The organism is Herpetosiphon gulosus, assembly GCF_039545135.1.
In the GTDB taxonomy this organism is placed as follows: domain Bacteria; phylum Chloroflexota; class Chloroflexia; order Chloroflexales; family Herpetosiphonaceae; genus Herpetosiphon; species Herpetosiphon gulosus.
Genome location: NZ_BAABRU010000004.1, coordinates 373,705 through 391,846 on the forward strand (window position 1 = coordinate 373,705; position 18,142 = coordinate 391,846).

General features: G+C 50.7%; 19 protein-coding genes. 8 read left to right on the plus strand and 11 right to left on the minus strand.

Annotation, left to right across the window (positions count from 1 at the left end; all coding sequences use genetic code 11):
• Nucleotides 1–106 precede the first annotated feature (106 nt).
• Nucleotides 107–1,222, plus strand: a complete 1,116-nt coding sequence (locus tag ABEB26_RS07500) for a hypothetical protein (protein ID WP_345721345.1) — start codon at nt 107–109, stop codon at nt 1,220–1,222.
• Here ABEB26_RS07500 and ABEB26_RS07505 read toward each other — a convergent pair.
• Entirely contained in the window at nt 1,210–2,289 is a 1,080-nt protein-coding gene (locus tag ABEB26_RS07505; RefSeq protein WP_345721346.1) for a potassium channel family protein, read from the minus strand. The two genes, ABEB26_RS07500 and ABEB26_RS07505, sit on opposite strands and share 13 nt — an antisense overlap.
• A complete protein-coding gene (locus ABEB26_RS07510) occupies nt 2,286–4,148 on the minus strand; it encodes a cation:proton antiporter domain-containing protein (protein ID WP_345721347.1) in 1,863 nt (620 codons plus the stop codon). The genes ABEB26_RS07505 and ABEB26_RS07510 overlap by 4 nt, the downstream gene beginning before the upstream one ends.
• A 105-nt stretch (nt 4,149–4,253) precedes the next feature.
• On the opposite strand from ABEB26_RS07510, the gene cysK reads away from it, so the two are divergent.
• Complete coding sequence (gene cysK, locus ABEB26_RS07515; protein ID WP_345721348.1) at nt 4,254–5,183, plus strand: cysteine synthase A; 930 nt, start codon at nt 4,254–4,256, stop codon at nt 5,181–5,183.
• A 192-nt stretch (nt 5,184–5,375) separates the two neighbouring features.
• Here the strand turns inward: cysK and ABEB26_RS07520 are convergent, their stop codons facing one another.
• The 4 genes from ABEB26_RS07520 to ABEB26_RS07535 form a co-directional block, all read right to left on the minus strand.
• Complete coding sequence (locus ABEB26_RS07520; protein WP_012190866.1) at nt 5,376–5,615, minus strand: YtxH domain-containing protein; 240 nt, start codon at nt 5,613–5,615, stop codon at nt 5,376–5,378.
• Nucleotides 5,616–5,720: 105 nt separating this feature from the next.
• Nucleotides 5,721–6,956: an organoarsenical effux MFS transporter ArsJ gene (gene arsJ, locus ABEB26_RS07525; RefSeq protein ID WP_345721349.1), complete on the minus strand. Its 1,236-nt coding sequence runs from the start codon at nt 6,954–6,956 to the stop codon at nt 5,721–5,723.
• A 9-nt stretch (nt 6,957–6,965) separates the two neighbouring features.
• Nucleotides 6,966–7,979 (minus strand): ArsJ-associated glyceraldehyde-3-phosphate dehydrogenase, encoded by a 1,014-nt coding sequence (locus ABEB26_RS07530; protein ID WP_345721350.1) that lies wholly within the window; start codon nt 7,977–7,979, stop codon nt 6,966–6,968.
• Nucleotides 7,979–8,752, minus strand: coding sequence for an arsenate reductase/protein-tyrosine-phosphatase family protein (locus tag ABEB26_RS07535; RefSeq protein WP_345721351.1), 774 nt, complete (start codon nt 8,750–8,752; stop codon nt 7,979–7,981). Before ABEB26_RS07535 ends, ABEB26_RS07530 begins: the two co-directional genes overlap by 1 nt.
• A 332-nt stretch (nt 8,753–9,084) precedes the next feature.
• Here ABEB26_RS07535 and ABEB26_RS07540 point away from each other — a divergent pair, with 332 nt between their 5' ends.
• Nucleotides 9,085–9,900 carry a mechanosensitive ion channel family protein gene (locus ABEB26_RS07540; RefSeq protein ID WP_345721352.1) on the plus strand — a complete coding sequence of 272 codons (816 nt, stop codon included), beginning with the start codon at nt 9,085–9,087 and terminating at the stop codon, nt 9,898–9,900.
• Here ABEB26_RS07540 and ABEB26_RS07545 read toward each other — a convergent pair.
• The gene (locus ABEB26_RS07545; protein ID WP_345721353.1) at nt 9,836–10,192 is read right to left on the minus strand and encodes a putative quinol monooxygenase; all 357 of its coding nucleotides are present in this window, start codon (nt 10,190–10,192) and stop codon (nt 9,836–9,838) included. The two genes, ABEB26_RS07540 and ABEB26_RS07545, sit on opposite strands and share 65 nt — an antisense overlap.
• A 69-nt stretch (nt 10,193–10,261) precedes the next feature.
• Nucleotides 10,262–11,029: an MBL fold metallo-hydrolase gene (locus ABEB26_RS07550; RefSeq protein ID WP_345721354.1), complete on the minus strand. Its 768-nt coding sequence runs from the start codon at nt 11,027–11,029 to the stop codon at nt 10,262–10,264.
• Nucleotides 11,030–11,145: 116 nt separating this feature from the next.
• On the opposite strand from ABEB26_RS07550, the gene ABEB26_RS07555 reads away from it, so the two are divergent.
• From ABEB26_RS07555 to panB, 3 genes are all read left to right on the plus strand, one after another.
• The gene (locus tag ABEB26_RS07555) at nt 11,146–11,844 is read left to right on the plus strand and encodes a lysoplasmalogenase (RefSeq protein WP_345721355.1); all 699 of its coding nucleotides are present in this window, start codon (nt 11,146–11,148) and stop codon (nt 11,842–11,844) included.
• Nucleotides 11,845–12,257: 413 nt separating this feature from the next.
• Entirely contained in the window at nt 12,258–13,073 is an 816-nt protein-coding gene (locus tag ABEB26_RS07560; protein WP_345721356.1) for a Rossmann-like and DUF2520 domain-containing protein, read from the plus strand.
• A 213-nt stretch (nt 13,074–13,286) separates the two neighbouring features.
• Nucleotides 13,287–14,153, plus strand: a complete 867-nt coding sequence (gene panB / locus ABEB26_RS07565; RefSeq protein WP_345721357.1) for a 3-methyl-2-oxobutanoate hydroxymethyltransferase — start codon at nt 13,287–13,289, stop codon at nt 14,151–14,153.
• A gap of 51 nt (nt 14,154–14,204) precedes the next feature.
• On the opposite strand, the gene ABEB26_RS07570 is transcribed toward panB, so the two are convergent.
• Together ABEB26_RS07570 and ABEB26_RS07575 are read right to left on the minus strand one after the other, a co-directional pair.
• Nucleotides 14,205–14,978 carry an HAD-IIA family hydrolase gene (locus ABEB26_RS07570; protein WP_345721358.1) on the minus strand — a complete coding sequence of 258 codons (774 nt, stop codon included), beginning with the start codon at nt 14,976–14,978 and terminating at the stop codon, nt 14,205–14,207.
• A 244-nt stretch (nt 14,979–15,222) separates the two neighbouring features.
• Nucleotides 15,223–15,939 (minus strand): beta/alpha barrel domain-containing protein, encoded by a 717-nt coding sequence (locus tag ABEB26_RS07575; protein ID WP_345721359.1) that lies wholly within the window; start codon nt 15,937–15,939, stop codon nt 15,223–15,225.
• 140 nt (nt 15,940–16,079) lie between these two features.
• On the opposite strand from ABEB26_RS07575, the gene deoC reads away from it, so the two are divergent.
• Both deoC and ABEB26_RS07585 read left to right on the plus strand, forming a co-directional pair.
• Nucleotides 16,080–17,066, plus strand: a complete 987-nt coding sequence (deoC, locus tag ABEB26_RS07580) for a deoxyribose-phosphate aldolase (RefSeq protein WP_345721360.1) — start codon at nt 16,080–16,082, stop codon at nt 17,064–17,066.
• A gap of 4 nt (nt 17,067–17,070) precedes the next feature.
• On the plus strand, nt 17,071–17,436 hold the full coding sequence (locus ABEB26_RS07585) for a DoxX family protein (RefSeq protein WP_345721361.1): 366 nt from the start codon (nt 17,071–17,073) through the stop codon (nt 17,434–17,436).
• Nucleotides 17,437–17,576: 140 nt separating this feature from the next.
• Here ABEB26_RS07585 and ABEB26_RS07590 read toward each other — a convergent pair whose 3' ends face one another.
• Nucleotides 17,577–18,113 (minus strand): RNA ligase family protein, encoded by a 537-nt coding sequence (locus tag ABEB26_RS07590; protein ID WP_345721362.1) that lies wholly within the window; start codon nt 18,111–18,113, stop codon nt 17,577–17,579.
• Nucleotides 18,114–18,142 lie beyond the last annotated feature (29 nt).

The window sequence follows — 18,142 nt, forward strand, 5'->3', positions numbered from 1 at the left end:
AAACCTTTTGGCCAACGCTCCGTCTTTACGGCGGAGTGTTGGCGTTTTAGCCAGCAAATTGCGGTACGATGATAGTGAGCGATTTTTGATCAACGGAGGCTGCTGTATGCGCTATTGGTTGTTGCTTCTCGGGCTGGTGTTGTTGAGTGGTTGTGTGAGTCAGCAACAACAAACTGAATTTAATTCCGATGCCAGCGGTGTTTATGAAATTCGACTAGGTTTTTCGCAACAGTTTCTCGATTTTGCCGAGATGGGCGGAAGCGGCGCAAGCACCGATGTGCTCGATGATGCCCTCAGCGAATTAGGCTCAATCGCCGATTTACTGCCTGCTGAATGGCAAGCCAGCAACGAAAATTGGACCAGTGAAGATGGTCAGTATCGGGGCACGTTAATTCGCATGCAATTTCGCGATTTGGCGATGCTCAAAGAGCAATTGACCAGCAGCGAATTAAACGAACTCTATAGTTTGGTGCGTTTTGAGGATGTGGCAATTGAGCAAAACGGCAATGAAGTTCAGCTCAAGGCAACTGTCAAAAACGGTCAAAGTTCAATGTTGGGCAGCCAAGAATCAGGCGAGCTGTTTGGCTCCGGCTTGATTGCTAGCCCCACCACCAGCTGGACAATTCGCTTTCCTGAATCAATTAGCACTTGGAACGAGCGCGAAATTGCCACGCTCAACGAAGCACAAACCAGCATCACCTATGATTTTCCCTATCCTTTGAGCCGCGATTATCAGCTTGAAATTGTGGGTACGTTGAGTGCTGGCGTGCCGCAATGGGCTTTGTGGGGCGTTGGCGGTTTGGTTGGAGTTGGGTTGCTGTTGGTAGGCGTTGGCTTTATCTTGAGCCGCCGCAAACCCAGCACCCAGCCGTATGATTTAGTGCCTGCTGGCCCAAGCAGCGATTACCCAGCCTATCAAACTGGTAGTCAAACCACTCCATTAGCAGCATCAAGCTATCAACCCAAGCCTGAAAGCTACCAACCAAGCGATAGCGTTGCAGCCTATCAACCCAAACCTGAGAGCTACCAGCCAAGTGATAGCATTTCGCCGTATGCACCAAAACCAACAGGTTATCAAGCGCCAACACCCTCAGCTCAAGCCAGCAACAGCTACGAACAGCCAACCACATTTGGCTCAGCCCCAACAGAATTTGGTGGCCGCACGCCAACCCGTTCACTGGGCAGTTGGCAAGAGTCTAACGATGATCCTCAAAGCCGATAGGGCGCATGGGGCGCAGCATTCGGTTTATTCAGGGTTTGAATCTGGTTAATCGCTGCTAGCGGCCCGATAATCACCAATTGATCGCCGCTGCTCAAGCGTTCATCGCCGCGTGGGCGTAAATCTTCGCCATTACGCCCACGCCGATAAAGCACCGAAATATCGTGCTGATTTTCAACCGTCTGGATCAAGCGTCCATCAAAAATGCCATCGCGGGCAACCGTAATCTCCACCGTCGAGAGTAACTTGCCTGCCACATACAAGGCGTTGGTAATGCCGCGACCCAAGGCAGCAGCGGCAAGCGTTGGAGCCGCCAGCGCCGAAGTGCTAAATGCGGTCTGAATATGAAAGGCTGAGCTGAGTTTGCTTGCCAATGAATCGTTAAAAACCCGCATCACAATATGAATATCAGGGTGCGATTCGCGGGCGGTCAAAGCAATATCGAGATTGGTCAAATCGTCGCCAGTAACCACGGTGAGCGAGGTAGCATGGCGTAAGCCTGCTTCGTGCAGCAGTTCTGGCTGACGAGCATCGCCAATAATCACTGGCACATGCTGGCCCATCACCAATTCATGAAACGGCCCATCGCTATGAGCATCGATCACCACCACATCGCAGCCACTGGCCAGCAATTGCCCAACCACCCGATAGCCAATTTTGCCCAAACCACACACAATAATATGATCACGATAGGTTGATGCTAACGCCATTTGCCAAGCCTCCCGCCGATTGCGTTTATCGAAGAGCAAAATACCCATATTGAGCGCACCGCGCGCCAGCAAAATAATATTCAAGGCTGGCGCGAGATAAAACAGCACTTGCAGCCACCATGGCTCAGGCAGTGGCACAGGGTTGAGCGTCATTTGGCTAAATGCTTGATATAGCGCTTGGTTAAAAGCCAAAACAGGGCGCGTGCCTGCCCAAATTGCCAAGGTAAACCCCAACCACAACAAGAGCCATAAGCCCAGCCAAATTCCCGAATCGCGAAACACAATCCAACCATCGCGCAACGAGGCTGCGATCAGTCGTCTCCAACGCGCTTTGCGACTAGGGGTTTTGGTTGGTTTCATGCTTGATACATTGCCTCGCTCGCTCCCTCACGCAGTTGTTGATCGGCCTGTTGAATTGTACTAGCTGTGCCAATCAAGGTTAGTTGATCGGCTGCTTGCAATTGGGTTTGGCCATCGGGCACAAATAAATTGCCCGCTCGCCGAATTGCCACAATCAAGACATTACTTGGCAAATTAAGCTGTTTCAACGGCTTGCCAACCACTCGCGGATTCGATACTTCAACTTCGTAAATGCTTTGATCGGCTTGATGGCTTAAGAGCATGCTCATGGCTGATGGGCCTTGAACTAACTGGGTCAGGGCATCAACCGACGCTTGCAAGGGATTTAAAACTGTGATACCAAGATCGCGCAAAACACTGCTGGTACTCTCATTTTCAGCCCGAGCCACAATTGTTGCGACCTTGAAATGCGAACGCACCACCTGGCTCACCAACAGATTGAGTTTATCACTCGGGGTCAAGGCTACAACCGCTTTGGCCCGTTCAACGCCAGCTTTACGCAACACTTGCAGATCAGTCGCATCGCCAGTAATTGTGCTAATGCCATGGTGGCGCACCCGATCGATCAACTGTTGATCAGTATCGATCACTACCACATCGTGATGTTGGCTATGCAGTTGGCGGGCAAACAGCTGGCCTAAATCATTCGCGCCAATAACTAAGGTGGTCATCGGTTCAACTCCTAACAAACGTGCAAACAGCGGGGTAGTGAAGCTTTGCAGCACAACCGTGCCAATCACGGTCATAAACACCAAGCCAATCAATAAATTGCCCCCAGCAAATCCAGCTTCGTCCAATGAGATCGCTGCAAAGGTGGCAACCGAAGCGGCCACAACTCCGCGTGGGCAAACTGCGGCAATAAAGGCCCGTTCGCGCCAGGTTAAGGTTGAACCAAGCGTTGAGGCAAAGACACACAATGGCCGCACCACCACAATCATCAACACAACCGCTAATACGCCCCACCAACCAAGCGCGGCCAAATCGGCAAATTTCAAACGAGCTGCTAGCAAAATAAAAATAATCGTAATTGCCAGCATGGTTAGGTCGCCCTTGAACAAGACAACTTCTTCTTCGTGGGGAAAATCGATATTGCCAACCGCAATCCCTGAAACTGCTGCTGCCGCAATGCCAGCTTCATGCGAAATCGCTTCAGCAATGATAAAGATTGCGATTGCGCCACCCAACGCGCTCAAACGAGTGGTTTCAGCATTGAGCTTCGAGCCGATAAAGCGCAGCGCATAGGCTAAGCCAATGCCGCCAACCAAACCAATCAACGAGCCAATCAGCAAGCGTTCGGCCCAATCGAAGGCTCCGCTAATGGTTGTGCCGCTGGTGAGCAAGACATCGAGCACAACCACCGCCAAAATAGCCCCAACCGCATCAACCAATACGCCTTCAGCTTGCAACAACACTTTTAAGCGTTCTTTGGCATTGCTGCGCCGCATCAAAGGCGTAATCACGGTTGGCCCAGTGACGCTCATCAATGCCCCAAACAAGGTTGCCAGTGGCCATGATAAGCCCGCCACAAAATGCGCTACCAAGGTTGCACTACCCCATGTCACTAAGGCTCCAACACTCATCAACATTTGCAATGGGTACGATAAACGGCGCAAATCGTTGATATCGAGCACCAAACCACCCTCAAATACAATAATCGCCACAAACAACGGAATCAACACCCGCAGCCCAACGCCTAAGGCCGATGGATCAACCAAGCCAAAAACTTCGGGGCCAACGATCACTCCCACCAACAGCAACAAGACAATCGACGGGATGCCAATCCGTTCAGCAAGCACGAAGGTGGCGATGCCAAAACAAATCACCATCCCCGCCATCAACAGCAAACTATGTGCATCCATATAACTCCTTTCTGTGCGCCTTGCCAGATTGACACAAACCTAAGCTATGTTATGCTATTATTGTTAGGTTTGTCGTTTAACTTAGTTAACAAAAGGACTCAAACCATGGCGCGGATTTATGACAACATTACCCAACTTATCGGCAACACGCCGCTGGTGCGCTTGGGCAAGGTTAATACCACGGGGGCGACGGTATTAGCCAAGCTTGAGTTTTTCAACCCAGCCAGCAGCGTCAAAGATCGGATTGGCTTGGCGATGATCGAGGCAGCGGAGGCCGCCGGTCTGATCAATCCAAACGATACCACGATTATCGAGCCAACCAGTGGCAATACGGGAATTGGTTTAGCATTTGTGGCCGCCGCCAAAGGCTACCGTATTGTGCTAACCATGCCAGAAACCATGAGCTTGGAACGGCGCAAATTGCTCAAAGGCTTTGGAGCTGAATTAGTTTTGACTCCAGGCTCCGAGGGCATGCCCGGGGCAATTCGTCGCGCCGAAGAATTGGCCGCCGAAAATCCAGGTAGCTTTATTCCGCAACAATTCAAAAATAAAGCCAACCCAGCAGTTCACCAACGCACCACCGCCGAAGAAATTTGGAATGATACCGATGGCGCTGTCGATATTTTGGTGGCTGGGGTTGGCACTGGTGGCACCATCACAGGGGTTGCCTCGGTGCTGAAAGAACGCAAACCAGGCTTTAAGGCAATTGCGGTCGAGCCAACTGCCTCGCCAGTGCTTTCTGGTGGCAAAATGGGGCCGCACAAAATCCAAGGCATCGGCGCTGGCTTTGTGCCCGATGTGCTCGATACCAGCGTGATCGATGAAATTATTCAAGTTACCAATGAAAATGCTTTTGAATGGGCCCGCAAATTGGCTCACGAAGAAGGCTTGATGGTCGGGATTAGCTCAGGGGCCGCCGCGTGGGCCGCCTTGCAAGTAGCTGCCCGCCCCGAAAATGCTGGTAAAACGATTGTCTTTATTGTGCCAAGCAACGGCGAACGCTACCTCAGCACACCATTATTTGATGCTGAGTAGGATTTAGGGGTCAGGGGCTAGTTGCCAGGGTCCAGAAAAGCTAGAAGTAATTTTAACGCAGAGGCGCAGAGTCTTGATAAGGATGAAGGCGGTTTCAACCTGATTCCTAGCCCTGACAACTGATCCCTAAAAATCTAACACCCTCAGCACCGAACCATGCTGAGGGTGTCGAATTTTTAGCAATTCGTGAAACTAGGCGGCTGGAGGAGGAGCTTCGTCGCCGTCGATGCCTAATTTATCTTTGGCGGCTTCATACACATCGCTGGCTTTATCGCCGACGACTTCGGCAACATCACTAATTTTTTCGGCAGCTTGCTCGGCTAAATCGCCTGCTTTTTCAGCGGCATCGCCGATAAATTCACCAACCGACTCGGCGACATCCTTGGCTTTATCAACCAAATTTTCGAAAAACCCTGGTTCATTATCAGTCATGGGGTTTCCTCCGAAATGCCACGTGGTATCTACCACGATCTCTTGCTTAGCTCTATTGTAGTAGATTCAGGCCAACTTACAAGTAGCAATTTGGTTCCATTCTGCTCAGATCGAGCCAGCCTTGGCCTGCTGTTCGCCCAATGTCGGTTGGTTTGGCACACGCGGCAAGCTCAATGAGATCATGGCTGTGATTGCACTCAGCAAGGCCGCTGCCCATAAACAGCCTGCCAACCCATAGCTTTGATAGAGCAGGCCTGAAAGAATTGTGCCAAGCAAGCGACCCAAGGCATTGGCCATATAGTAGAAACCTACATTCAAAGCCACATCATCCTGATCGGTATAGGCTAAAATGAGGTAGGAGTGCACCGCCGAATTCAGCGCAAAGATAAACCCAAAGCCAATTAAGCCCACCACAACCACGACTGCCGATTGTTGGTTGATTTGCACAACGCTGGCAATCGCCGCCATAATCAGCATCAACAAGCCAGCCAAAATTGTTGCCGCCCAACCGTTGGGCGTGGTTTGCCAGCGGCGGGTTATCTGTGGCGCGAGCGCTTGAATCAGGCCATAGCCAATTACCCACAAGGCCAAATAGCCGCCAGCCTGCCAAAACGACCAACCAAGCACTTCACTGAGAAAAACTGGCAAGCCGACCACAAACCAAACATCTCGCGCTGCAAACAAAAAACAACGCGCTGCTGAAAGCAGATTGATCGCGCGGCTTTTGGCAAAGAGTTGCTGCCACTTTGGCTTGGCTTTGCTACGCCCCAAATCGTGTTGCAAAAAGATCCAAGTGCCGATTGCTGCCATAGCAATCAAACTCGCAAGCACGGCGAAGGCACTGCGAAAGCCAATGGTGCTCAATAATAGGCTACCCAAGAAAAAGCCCACGCCTTTGAGCGCATTTTTCGAGCCAGTCAAAATGGCTACCCATTTGAACAAGGTCGATTGAGCATCTTCAGCCACCAACATTTTGATACTGCTCTTGGCGCTCATTTTGGTCAGATCTTTGGCGATGCCCGAGCCAGCTTGCGCCAACATCACATAAGGCACGCTGAGCCAAGCACTGGGCACAACCATCATGCCCAAGGCGACAACTTGTAACACCAAGCCAGCATGCAACGTGCGATTCAGGCCAAAACGTGTGCCCAGCCAGCCACCAAATAAATTGGTAACCACCCCAAATACTTCATAGAAAATAAAGAGCGCCGCTACCGCCAAGGCACCATAGCCAAGTTGATGAAAATGAAACAAAACCAACATACGCAACGCACCATCGGTCAAAGTAAATGCCCAATAGGCGGCGGTAACAATCGCATATTCTTTGAATTGTTGCTGCATGGTTGGCTCCTAGCCTGCCTGAAGTTGGGCGACCTTGGCGGCTAGCTCCAACATGCGATTAACATAGCCAATTTCGTTGTCGTACCAAGCCATAATTTTCAGTTGGGTTTGGTTGGTAACAGTCGTCAGCGCTGCATCAATAATCGCCGAACGTGGATCACCTTTGTAATCAACTGAAACTAAAGGCCGTTCTTCATAGCCCAAAATACCTTTGAGCGCTCCACGACTAGCCTCAGCCAAAGCCCGATTAACCTCTTCGCTCGTAGTTGGTCGGGCCAGTTCAAAGACACAATCGGTCAGCGAGGCATTCAACAAGGGCACGCGAATCGCTACCCCATCTAAACGACCTGCTAATTCTGGAAAGATCATGCCAATTGCGCTGGCTGAGCCTGTGCTGGTGGGAATCAGCGATTGGCTAGCGGCGCGGGCACGGCGTAAATCTTTATGCGGCGCATCGATCAAATTTTGGGTATTAGTCATATCGTGAATTGTGGTGATCATGCCGTGTTTGATACCAAACTGTTCATGCACCACTTTGACGATGGGAGCTAAACAATTGGTTGTGCACGAGGCGGCAGTTAATAAACGATGCTGTAGTGGATCATAGAGCTGATCATTGACTCCCATCACAATGTTGAGTGCGCCGTGCTTAACAGGTGCGGCAACGATCACAGTTTTGACTCCAGCCGCAAAATAACCCGCTAGTTGTTCGGGGCTACGAAATTTGCCTGAACATTCCAGCACCAGATCAACGTCATGGCTCGCCCAATCGGTTGCTTCAATTGTCGCATGATTGCTATAACTCAGGCGTTGTTGATCGATGATCAGGGCTTGGGCTTCGGCCTGCACAGCTTGGTTCCAGCGGCCATGAACTGAATCGAAGGCCAGCAAATGCGCAGCAGTCGCAGCCTCGCCTTTAAGTTCGTTGATATGTACCCATTCAAATCCTGGGCGATTCCAGCCAGCCCGTAATGCTAGCCGCCCCATTCGCCCAAAACCATTAATGCCAATTCGTAAAGCCATTATTTGCTCCCTTCGCGTTGTTGGCGCTCAATGGTGGTCAGTAAAAAACGAATACGGGTCATCAGTTGCTGGGCGGTGGTTTCAATTGCAGCGGCTTGGGCTAGTTCGCTGGTTTCACGCAATGGGTCGGCAAAACTCCAGTGCATACTGGTGGGGTGGCCAGCAAGCGTTGGGCATTGTTCGCGTGCTCGATCGCAGACCGTAATCACATAGTCGAAATCTTGCTCAAGGTAGGGCTGGAGTGCCTTGGAATATAAGCCAGCGCTGGAAATCTTTTTTTCGGCCAAGGTTGCTAGAACCAAGTGATGCACCTCGGCAGGTTGGGTTCCGGCGCTCACTACATCGAGCATGGAGCCGCCAATATGGCGGGTAATTGCCTCAGCTAGTTGCGAGCGAGCACTGTTGTGGGTGCACAAATATAAAATTCGCACTGGTTTGGTGAGTTGATAGGTTTGGCTAGTTGATTTACCAGCAAATGGATCAAGATCAGGGTGCAGGGCTTGAGCGCTAGCTTGATAGGCCGTTTGCAAGGTGGGCAAATCGAGATGGTAATAGACATCACGGCCATCGGCTTCGCTACGGCGTTCGATCACCAAGGCAGCTTCACGCAACAGCCGTAAATGATATGAAACCACATTCATCGGCGCTTGCAAGACCGCCACACATTCATGCACCCGATAATCGCTATGGACTAAAAGTTGTAACAAGCGCCAACGAAGATCATGCGCTAGCAATTTGAGCACGGCAGGTGGTTCAAGCCCAAGGCTTTGCATAATAATACTCCAAATCAAAATGATTCAAATTATTTTGAAGTATATTCGAGGTATTAGCAAAAAGCAAGCTAGCATTTTGATCCACGAAGCGCACGAAGTTATTTTAGCCACGAATTGCACAAATTATGCTTTTGTGATCCCCAATGTACTACAGCTCAGTGCTATGCGTAATGTCTGACCCCTAGCCCCTGAATCCTGACCCCTGACCTCTATTTTGCCTTTTGCCTTTTGATTTTCATCCCTCATTATTCATCCTTCATCCTTTCCTATGCTACTCTGTGGCATGCGAATTGCCGCAACGTTTGGCGAAAAATAGCTAGCAGAGGAACCCTATGTTCGATTGGATTCAACCTTATTTACCACCTGTAAATAGCGTTTCTTACTATATGTTGCGGGGCACACTGACGTTTTTGCTGGTGGCAGTCGCCGCACGCGCGATTAGCATCATCATTCGGCGAGCCTTTCTCTCGAATGCCCAATTACTGCGCCATAACCTCAGCGAGCGCCGCCGTAAGACCTTGCGCTCCTTGGTTTCATCGCTGACCAATGGCTTGGCAATTTTGATCTCGCTGTTTTTGATTATGGGCATGTTTATTCAGCCAAGTGCCTTATTTACCTTTTTGGGCTTGTTTAGTGCGGGCTTGGGGTTTAGTGCGCGGCCTTATGTTAGCGATTTTCTGGGCGGAATTACGCTACTATTTGAAGATCAATTTGCGTTAGGCGATAAAGTGGAGATTGGTGATCGGCAGGTGGTGGGTTGTGTTGAACGAATTAGTTTGCGTATGACCTATATTCGCGGCGAGTCGGGCGAACTTTGGCTGGTGCCCAATGGCGATATTCGCACCATTCGCAATTTTACTCGTGGCAAATGGTCGCCAGCCAGCATCAAATTGACCGTGCCAACTACCAAACTTGATGAAACCATGATCGTTCTGCACCAAATTATCAGCGATCCAGGTGATGATGTGATTGAAACACCTGAAATCATCAGCGAAGATGGCGAAATTGGTGCAGTCACGACCACGATTACATTAAAAGTTAAGGCGCGTTACAGTATGGCTCCGGCAGTGCGTGAGCGCTTGATCACTCAATTGCAAGCGGCGTTAACTGAGCACCATGTGTTGGCTGCGGATGAAAATCGGGAATAGCATCGCCAGTTAAGGCATCGTAGGAAACTGCATCGGCAGGCTCACGCAACAGTGATTTGACCCGTGGCCAAAAGCCACGGAAAAACTCTGAGCGGCGATAGCGTTGCAAATCACGGCCTGATTCCCAAGTACTCCAGGTTGCAAAGGCGGTTGGGTCGCCAGTTTCACGTAAAAGCGATAAGGCCAAACAGCCTTCTTGATGGCGAATTGTTGGCTCGCATTCAGCATAAAATGCAAGAAATTCTGCTACATGTTCGGGGGCAAATTTTAACCGAACTAAGCGCACAACCATTGGCGTAGCTCCTTATTGGGAATTGACACACAAAGAGGTGGCCGTAACCACAGCGCTATCTTAGCATGCTTAGCCTGCATCCAATGCAAAAACTGCACCATCGTAGGCGATCAAAACTTCGCCCTTAAACATTGTGGCAACTCGCGCCAAAACTTCAGCTTCCGGAGCGGTATTGATTGGGCTGTAGTGGGTCAGAATCAGGCGTTGGACACCAGCATTTTGAGCGGTGGTAGCGGCTTGCTCAGGCGTTGAGTGGGTATCAAAGGGCATTGAAACGGTGCATTCATGAATCAATGTATGCGCCGCTTGGCTTAATTCAACTAGTGCCGCGCATGGTCCACTATCAGCGCCATACACCAAACTGCCTTGGCCTACTTGATCAATCCGTAAGGCGAGGGTTGGGCGGCTATGGTAGGTTGGGGCGGTGGTGAAGGTTGCACCTAAATCGAAGGGTAATTCGACCCTACCACCAGCATCATCGAGGGTTTGAAATTGGGGCGTAATTGCATGAATGCCTAAATCGGCGGCTTGCACAACCGCCTCAGCCGTAGCAATCGTGCGCGAATTACCAAACACTAGCAATTCACCGTTGTGTTGAGCCAACCACAAATGTAGCAACAAACTGGGCAAGCCCATCAAGTGGTCGGGGTGATTGTGCGAGATGAAGATCGCGCGGAGTTGACGTGGATCAAGCCCATATTTGAGCATCCGACGATACGGGCTACCGCCACAATCGAGTAAGACTAAGCCAGCCGCGCTTTGCCAAACATAGCCACTATTTTCACGCTCAGCATCGGGAAGTGCCGTGCCAGAGCCAAGCACAATCAAATTACTCATGCGGACCTCCTTTGGTCGTGCAATCTACGCAGATAGCGCAGCAATTAGTATAATAGGCCATAAAAGACCCGACAAGGGTGCAAAACTCACATTTTGCAGCCACTATAGGAGCCAGTATGGACGCACTCTCTGCAATGATGCAGCTTTGGTTGGGTGGGTTATTGGTCGCATGGGCACTGGTGTTGCTTGGCGGATTCGTGCTAGGCAAGCCGAATCCTGAAGGCACGCGCCGCATGACGCTGTGGGGGCGTTTGGGGTCATCAGCAATTTTGGTGGTGGCGGCTTGGAGTTGGTGGTGGCAACTGCACCAGCAACATAATCTAACGGCCTTGTTAGTTGCGCTTGGCATGAGCTTGGGCTTTGTGGGCGATTTATGCATGGCCCAAGTTGTTCCGCTTAAAAATTATGTATTGGGTGGCATGAGTGCCTTTGGGCTAGGCCATGTGGCCTATATTTGGGCTGGCCTAGGCATCGAAAGCTTCAATGTGCTGAGCTGGTTGGTTTGGTTAATCGTGGGGGCGCTTGGCTGGTATGTGGTAGTTTGGCACGATAGCTCACGCAGTCGGTTGCATCAAGTGGCTTTGCCTTATGCGTTGTTGCTGGCGAGCACGACAGGCATTGCAACTGGGGTAGCCTTGGAGCAACTGCCAATGCTGACATTTGCGATCGGCGCAGCCTTATTTTTGCTCAGCGATTTAATTTTGGCCACCCAGTTGTTTAATGATGCCCGTTGGCGCGGAATTGGCGATGTGGTTTGGTTTACCTATGGTCCGGCCCAAGCCCTAATTGTCTATAGCATGGCTTGGTTGCTTTAATTGAGAAAAGAGGATTTTAATGATCTAGCTAATATAGTTTCAGCCAAACAATGCTGGGAGCTTAATTGATCACCACCCCTCCGCCCCGCCTCAAGGCGGGGAACGCAGGGTGTTTTCATCCCCCTGCACCCCCTAAAGCACAATTTTTGATAGACAGCCGTATCCAGCTGCATCAAAAATTATGGTTTTAATACAAACGACAAAGCCACAATTGCGGCTTGTGGCTTCTTCGCTAATTGACATTTTGCAGAACGTGCTACAATGATCATGCTCTCGACCAATTTGGCGGGAAGCACTGATGGGTTTTCTGGTTTCAAACACCACTTGGATCGCACCCGACCGAGATGGTAAGTACACAGTGATGTGCTTAGTTGTCCTCGGCTGACGCGATTCGGCGTTGCGGAGGTTTTTTTATGGCTTTTTCCGCTCGACCGACAGTCGGCATTTTTGGCGCAGGCAAGGTTGGCACAGCCTTGGCCTTGGCCTTACAACGCGTCGATTACCCACTTGTCGGCGTTAGCTCTCGTTCAGCTGCTTCGGCTCAGGCATTAGCTCAAAGTCTGGCATGCCCCGTACTTATACCCAACGAATTATTTGCCCAAGCTCAATTGATCTTTCTGACAATTCCTGATGATCATTTAGCCGCTACCGCCCAAGCTTTGACTGATTCACTTGGCCATGGCACTGGCATTGTGGTGCATTGTTCAGGAGCCTTGACCAGCGCCGTTTTGCAACCATTGCAGCTGCGTGGTTGGCAGGTTGCTGGTTGTCATCCATTGGCTCCCTTTGCGAGCCGCTCAACTCCCTTACCCCAAGCAATTACCTGGGCGATCGAGGCTGAAGCTGAGTCATATGCTGTGCTGGCGGAATTAGTCCAAGCAGTTGGTGGCATTCCTCGCCCAATTCAGGCTGAGCATAAAGTGCTTTATCACAGTGCGGCGGTGCTTTCGGCCAACTATGCCATTATGTTGGCGGCACGGGCGGTCGATTTACTGCAACTTTGCGGTTGGTCAGGCCAAGAAGCATTGCAAGCACTTGTGCCTTTATTACGCGATAACGTTGAAAATTTGGCTCGCGTCGGCTTGCCCCAAGCATTAACTGGCCCATTGGCCCGTGGCGATTATGGCACGGTCGAGCGCCATCTCCAAGCCTTGGATGCCAATGCCCCTGATATTGCCAGTTTGTATCGCGCCTGCATCGAGGCAACTCAACCGTTATTAAGAACATAGATCAAAGAACATAGAACATAGCTGTCATGGTTTATCGCATGCACAACGGCCAGCATGCCCTCACCCCCTAGCCCCCTCTCCCGCACGCGAGGCGAGGGGGGATTCGCTCCGGCAGTGCTCCCCTCGCCCGCCGTCGTGGGAGAGGGGTTGGGGGTGAGGGAAAGCAATCTATTTTCGATATTTCAACATATTCAACCAAGCAAAGGAGCTACCATGCGTACACAATTGAGCGATATTCAACGGATGAAAGATCGGGACGAACGCTTGGTGATGGTCACAGCCTATGATTACACCAGCGCCCAACTGATCGATCGTACCGATATTCCGTTAATTTTGGTTGGCGATTCGCTGGGGATGGTGATTCAGGGTAATAGTTCAACCGTGCCTGTAACCATCGATGAAATGGTTTATCACACCAAAGCCGTGATGCGTGGCAGCAGTAAAGCGCTGGTGGTTGGCGATTTGCCTTTTTTGAGCTACACCAGCCCTGAACATGCCATCCAAAATGCTGGCAAGTTGATGCAAATTGGTGGTTGTGGTGCGGTCAAGCTCGAAGGTGGCGTGAACATGGCTCCAACCGTGCGCCGCTTGGTCGATTTGGGCATTCCAGTGATGGGCCACTTGGGCTTTACCCCGCAATCAGTTAATCAAATTGGTATGCGGGTGCAGGGCAAAACCGTGGCCCATGCCCGCCAGTTGCTTGACGATGCCTTGGCACTTGAAGCCGCTGGAGCCTTCGCGATTGTCTTGGAGTTAATTCCAGCAGCCTTGGCCAAGGCGATCACGGCTCGCTTGCATATTCCCACAATTGGAATTGGAGCGGGGGTTGGTTGCGATGGCGAAGTGCAAGTTTGGCACGATATTTTGGGCTTGTATAGCGATCATCTGCCGCGCCACACCAAGCGCTATGCCGATTTGGGCAGCACAATTGAGCAAGCGCTTAATCAATATGCCCACGAAGTCCGCGAACGCAGTTTCCCAACTGCCGCTAATAGCAGCGTGATCGATGCCAATACCTTGGCTGAAGCGCTGGGCGAACAAACGGTTAGTGTTGGGGCAAGCGCCAAAGTCGCCGTCTAAATAAACATTAAATCAAATGTCCGCTGGGATTAATCAGCGGACATTTGTTATTTAATTGAATAATTCAGCGACTGATTCAATAATCGCGGTTGGGCGATAGGGATAGCGCTCGGCATCAATGCGCGTCATCATACCCGAAAGCACCAAGGCCGTGCGCATACCCGCCTCGGTTCCGCCGATAATGTCGGTATCCATGCGGTCGCCAATCATCATGGCTTCGGCAGCGTGTGATTCGATTGTGCGCAAAGCGGTACGCATCATCACTGGGTTGGGCTTGCCCACAAAATAGGCTTCGGCGTTGGTAGCGGCGCGAATTAAAGCCACAACTGCCCCACAGGCTGGTAAAATTCCACGCTCCGATGGCCCTGAAACATCAGGATTAGTACCAATCAAACGTGAGCCAGCGGCGACAAAGCGCACAGCTTGGGTGATGCGCTCAAAACTATACGAGGTCGTTTCACCAATCACTACATAATCGGGGTCGTGCTCGGTCATGGTGTAGCCAACATCATAGAGCGCATTGGTCAAACCAGCCTCGCCAATCACAAAGGCCGTGCCATTGGGGCGTTGCGAATCGAGAAATTTGGCAGTAGCAAGGGCTGAAGTATAAATATCTTCAATTTCGAGCGGCAGCCCGATGCGGGCCAAACGAGCCTGTAAATCGCGGGGAGTATAAATTGAATTGTTGGTCAAAACTAAAAATTTACGCCCTGAAGCCCGTAACCGACCCAAAAACTCCGGTGCGCCAGGTATAATTTGTGCGCCGTGGACTAAAACTCCATCCATATCACATAACACGGCGCGAACATCATCAAACTGATTCATCACAAGCCTCCCAAAACAAAGTGCGGGACGATAGGCCTATTATAATCCGAAAGGATGAGGGATGAGGGATGAATATCAAAAGGCAAAAGAGTAGGGGTCAGGGATCAGGGACTAGAGGTCAGGCATTACGCATAACGGGATAATCACATCCATCTGTACAATCTGTGGCTAAAACGATAGCTTCATACACTTCGCGGTTGTAGCCCTTTGGCAGCATTGGGTTATTCAAGGATAGAATGTGCCGTCACAACGACGGCACATCTGGTTTAACCTGGGCTGCAATCAATAATTTGTTGGCACCTGTTGTGCCCAAACGGGTGCAACCATTGCTCAATAAGGCACGTGCCTGAGCTAGATCATGCACAAAATCAACTTTAATCCCCATGGCCGAATTGATCGTGCGACGAACATCGGCTACGAAATCGGCTGGCACGGTCACAAGATCCAAATCGTGGGTAGCGGCTTGAGCACAGGCTCGCAGCAAGATTTGGTGATGATCGCAGGCAGTTAAGTTGAGTTTAAGCAATGGCTTGGGATCATATGAACGTGGCAAGATTTCGCCGAGCCATGTTTCTAAGTGTTCCGCATCTCCAATGATCGGTTGAGGCACTATTAATTCAATTTCGGTAACTCCAAGCCGTAGCGCATGCTCAGCCTGTTCGCGATTGTCGGTCACAACCCCAACACGTAGCCCACTGCCAGCAGTCGCATCAACCCAGAGTTCAGCTTGCTCCAGTGGCACAACCAAGCAGCCAATTCCGGCTTCGATCGCTTGTTGCGCTTGGCGTTGAAGCTGATCTAAACTTACTTGTTCGATAATGGTTTGATCAAGCAAGGCGGCCAAAGCACGGGGGGCATCGCTACGCGCGTTGGGCAAGCCCACCAGTTGAGCGCGTTCGCGCAGCGTGCGCAAGACCATTCGGCTAACCGTGGCTTCGACTGAATGGCGAATTGTTGTCATCTCAATCAACTCCTTTTAATCAAGCAATTGCACTAAGCACAAAAGCTTATGGTATTATCAGCGAAATGATCCGCGTTGTGGATGACGATTTGATAACAACCAGTATGGGTCGATCTGCATTTCGACCCCAAGGATGAACTATGCAAACCGAAGTGGAGCGTGTCACGGCAATGACGCACGAACAACGTAACCCCATCAGCCCGCTCGACCTTGGCTGGGTCAATAGTATTCGCGTCAATCGCTCAGCGGTGGAGCGCCGCGTGAGTAGCTTGCCAAATCGGCGCACGGTTAAAAAAGATTGGCAGGCAGCTTGGCTGTTAAAAGCAATTAGCTGTATGGACTTAACCACCCTGTCAGGTGATGATACAGTTGGCACTGTCCAGCGTTTATGTTTAAAAGCCCGGCAACCAATTCGTGGCGATTTGGTCGATGCGCTCGGCATTCGCAGCCTCAACCTGACGGTTGGCGCTGTGTGTGTCTACCATACCTTTGTTGCCACAGCAGTACAATCACTCCAAGGTACGGCCATTCCGGTTGCCGCAGTATCAACTGGCTTCCCCGCAGGGTTATCCCCCATGGAGTTACGCCTGCGTGAGATCGAGGCTTCAGTTGCGGCGGGCGCTCGTGAAATCGATATTGTAATTTCACGCCATCTTGTGCTCAACGGCGATTGGCAAGGCCTATACGAAGAAGTGCGGGCGTTTCGCGAAGCCTGCGGCGAAGCCCATATGAAAACAATTTTGGCTACAGGTGAACTCGGAACCTTGCGTAATATCGCACAGGCCAGCCTTGTTTGTATGTTGGCTGGCGCTGATTTTATTAAAACTTCGACTGGCAAAGAGCCAGTTAACGCCACCCTGCCAGTGTCGCTAGTAATGGTTCGGGCAATTCGCGATTACTATGAGCAAACTGGCTATAAAGTTGGCTTCAAGCCTGCTGGTGGCATCCGAACTGCTAAACAATCATTGGATTGGCTGGCGTTGATCAAAGAAGAACTCGGCGATCAATGGCTACATCCACATCTGTTTCGCTATGGTGCGAGTGCCTTGCTAGGCGATATTGAACGTCAATTAGAGCATTATTTAACTGGCCAATATTCGTCGGCGATTCGCCATCCAATGGGGTAGTGCAATGAAACGTCTGGTTCGTGGGTTGCTGGCGAGTTTTATGGTATTGGTGGGCGTTTTACACTTTACCAATCCCAAGCCCTTCATCAAGATTGTACCACCTTCGTTGCCACGTCCGCGCAGCATGGTTTATCTCAGCGGCTTGTTTGAGATTTTGGGTGGGCTGGGTCTGTTGTTGCCAGGGGTTCGCCGTAAGGCTGGCTTAGGGTTGATGGCCTTATATTTGGCGGTTTTTCCGGCCAATATTCAAATGCTCAAGCAAAATCCACGGTTGTTTGGTAAACAACGCCCACTGCTGTTATGGTTGCGTTTGCCATTCCAACCTTTGTTGATCTGGTTGGCATGGTGGGTTTCGCGCGACGAAGCTTAGTTACCCTGTCTCTAGCATTCCTAATTCAAGTATCGTTATTAAACCCGTCATCACCCATCCAATATGCTAAAAGCTCTAGCCTAGGATGTTGTGCTGACGGGTTTTGGGTAATCGCGGCAATCCCAATAAGCTGAGGCAGTTTAGGTTTTACCTTTGGCTCCATCGTTGGGCATGGTCTTTTTGAAAAAGCTATTGGCCGCCGTGTGATAGATGATCACACCCTCAGGCTGCATAAAGCCAGCAACCATCCGACTACCATTCAGCCGCAAATCTTCTAAGCATGCATCAATTTTGGCAGTATCAAAAATGCCATCGTAGAGCACCGGCACAACCTCGCAGCAAGCAGGGCGATTCGCATCATTCCAACGCGATGTATTGAACAAGGCAAAACGCCGTTCGTTCAGCCCATATTGACGCTTGCCAACACGGTGACCAAACCATTCGCCATGATGCGTACCAACCCCTAATTCAAGCAAGGCATTGTGGTTGGCGGCAACCCATGCTGCAAAGCCATAATTATCGTTCTCCACAGTCAGCCATTGACTACGACTGCCAGCCCGAATGTGGCCTTGTTCGTTAATTGCAATACAGGCGTTTGTGCCGTCAATTTTCTCGGTCACAATCACTTGGCGCGAAAGCCGCGCAATTTTGGGAAACGCCACAAACTCATCACTCATCGTTCACCTCATTTGCTGGGATGGTCAAT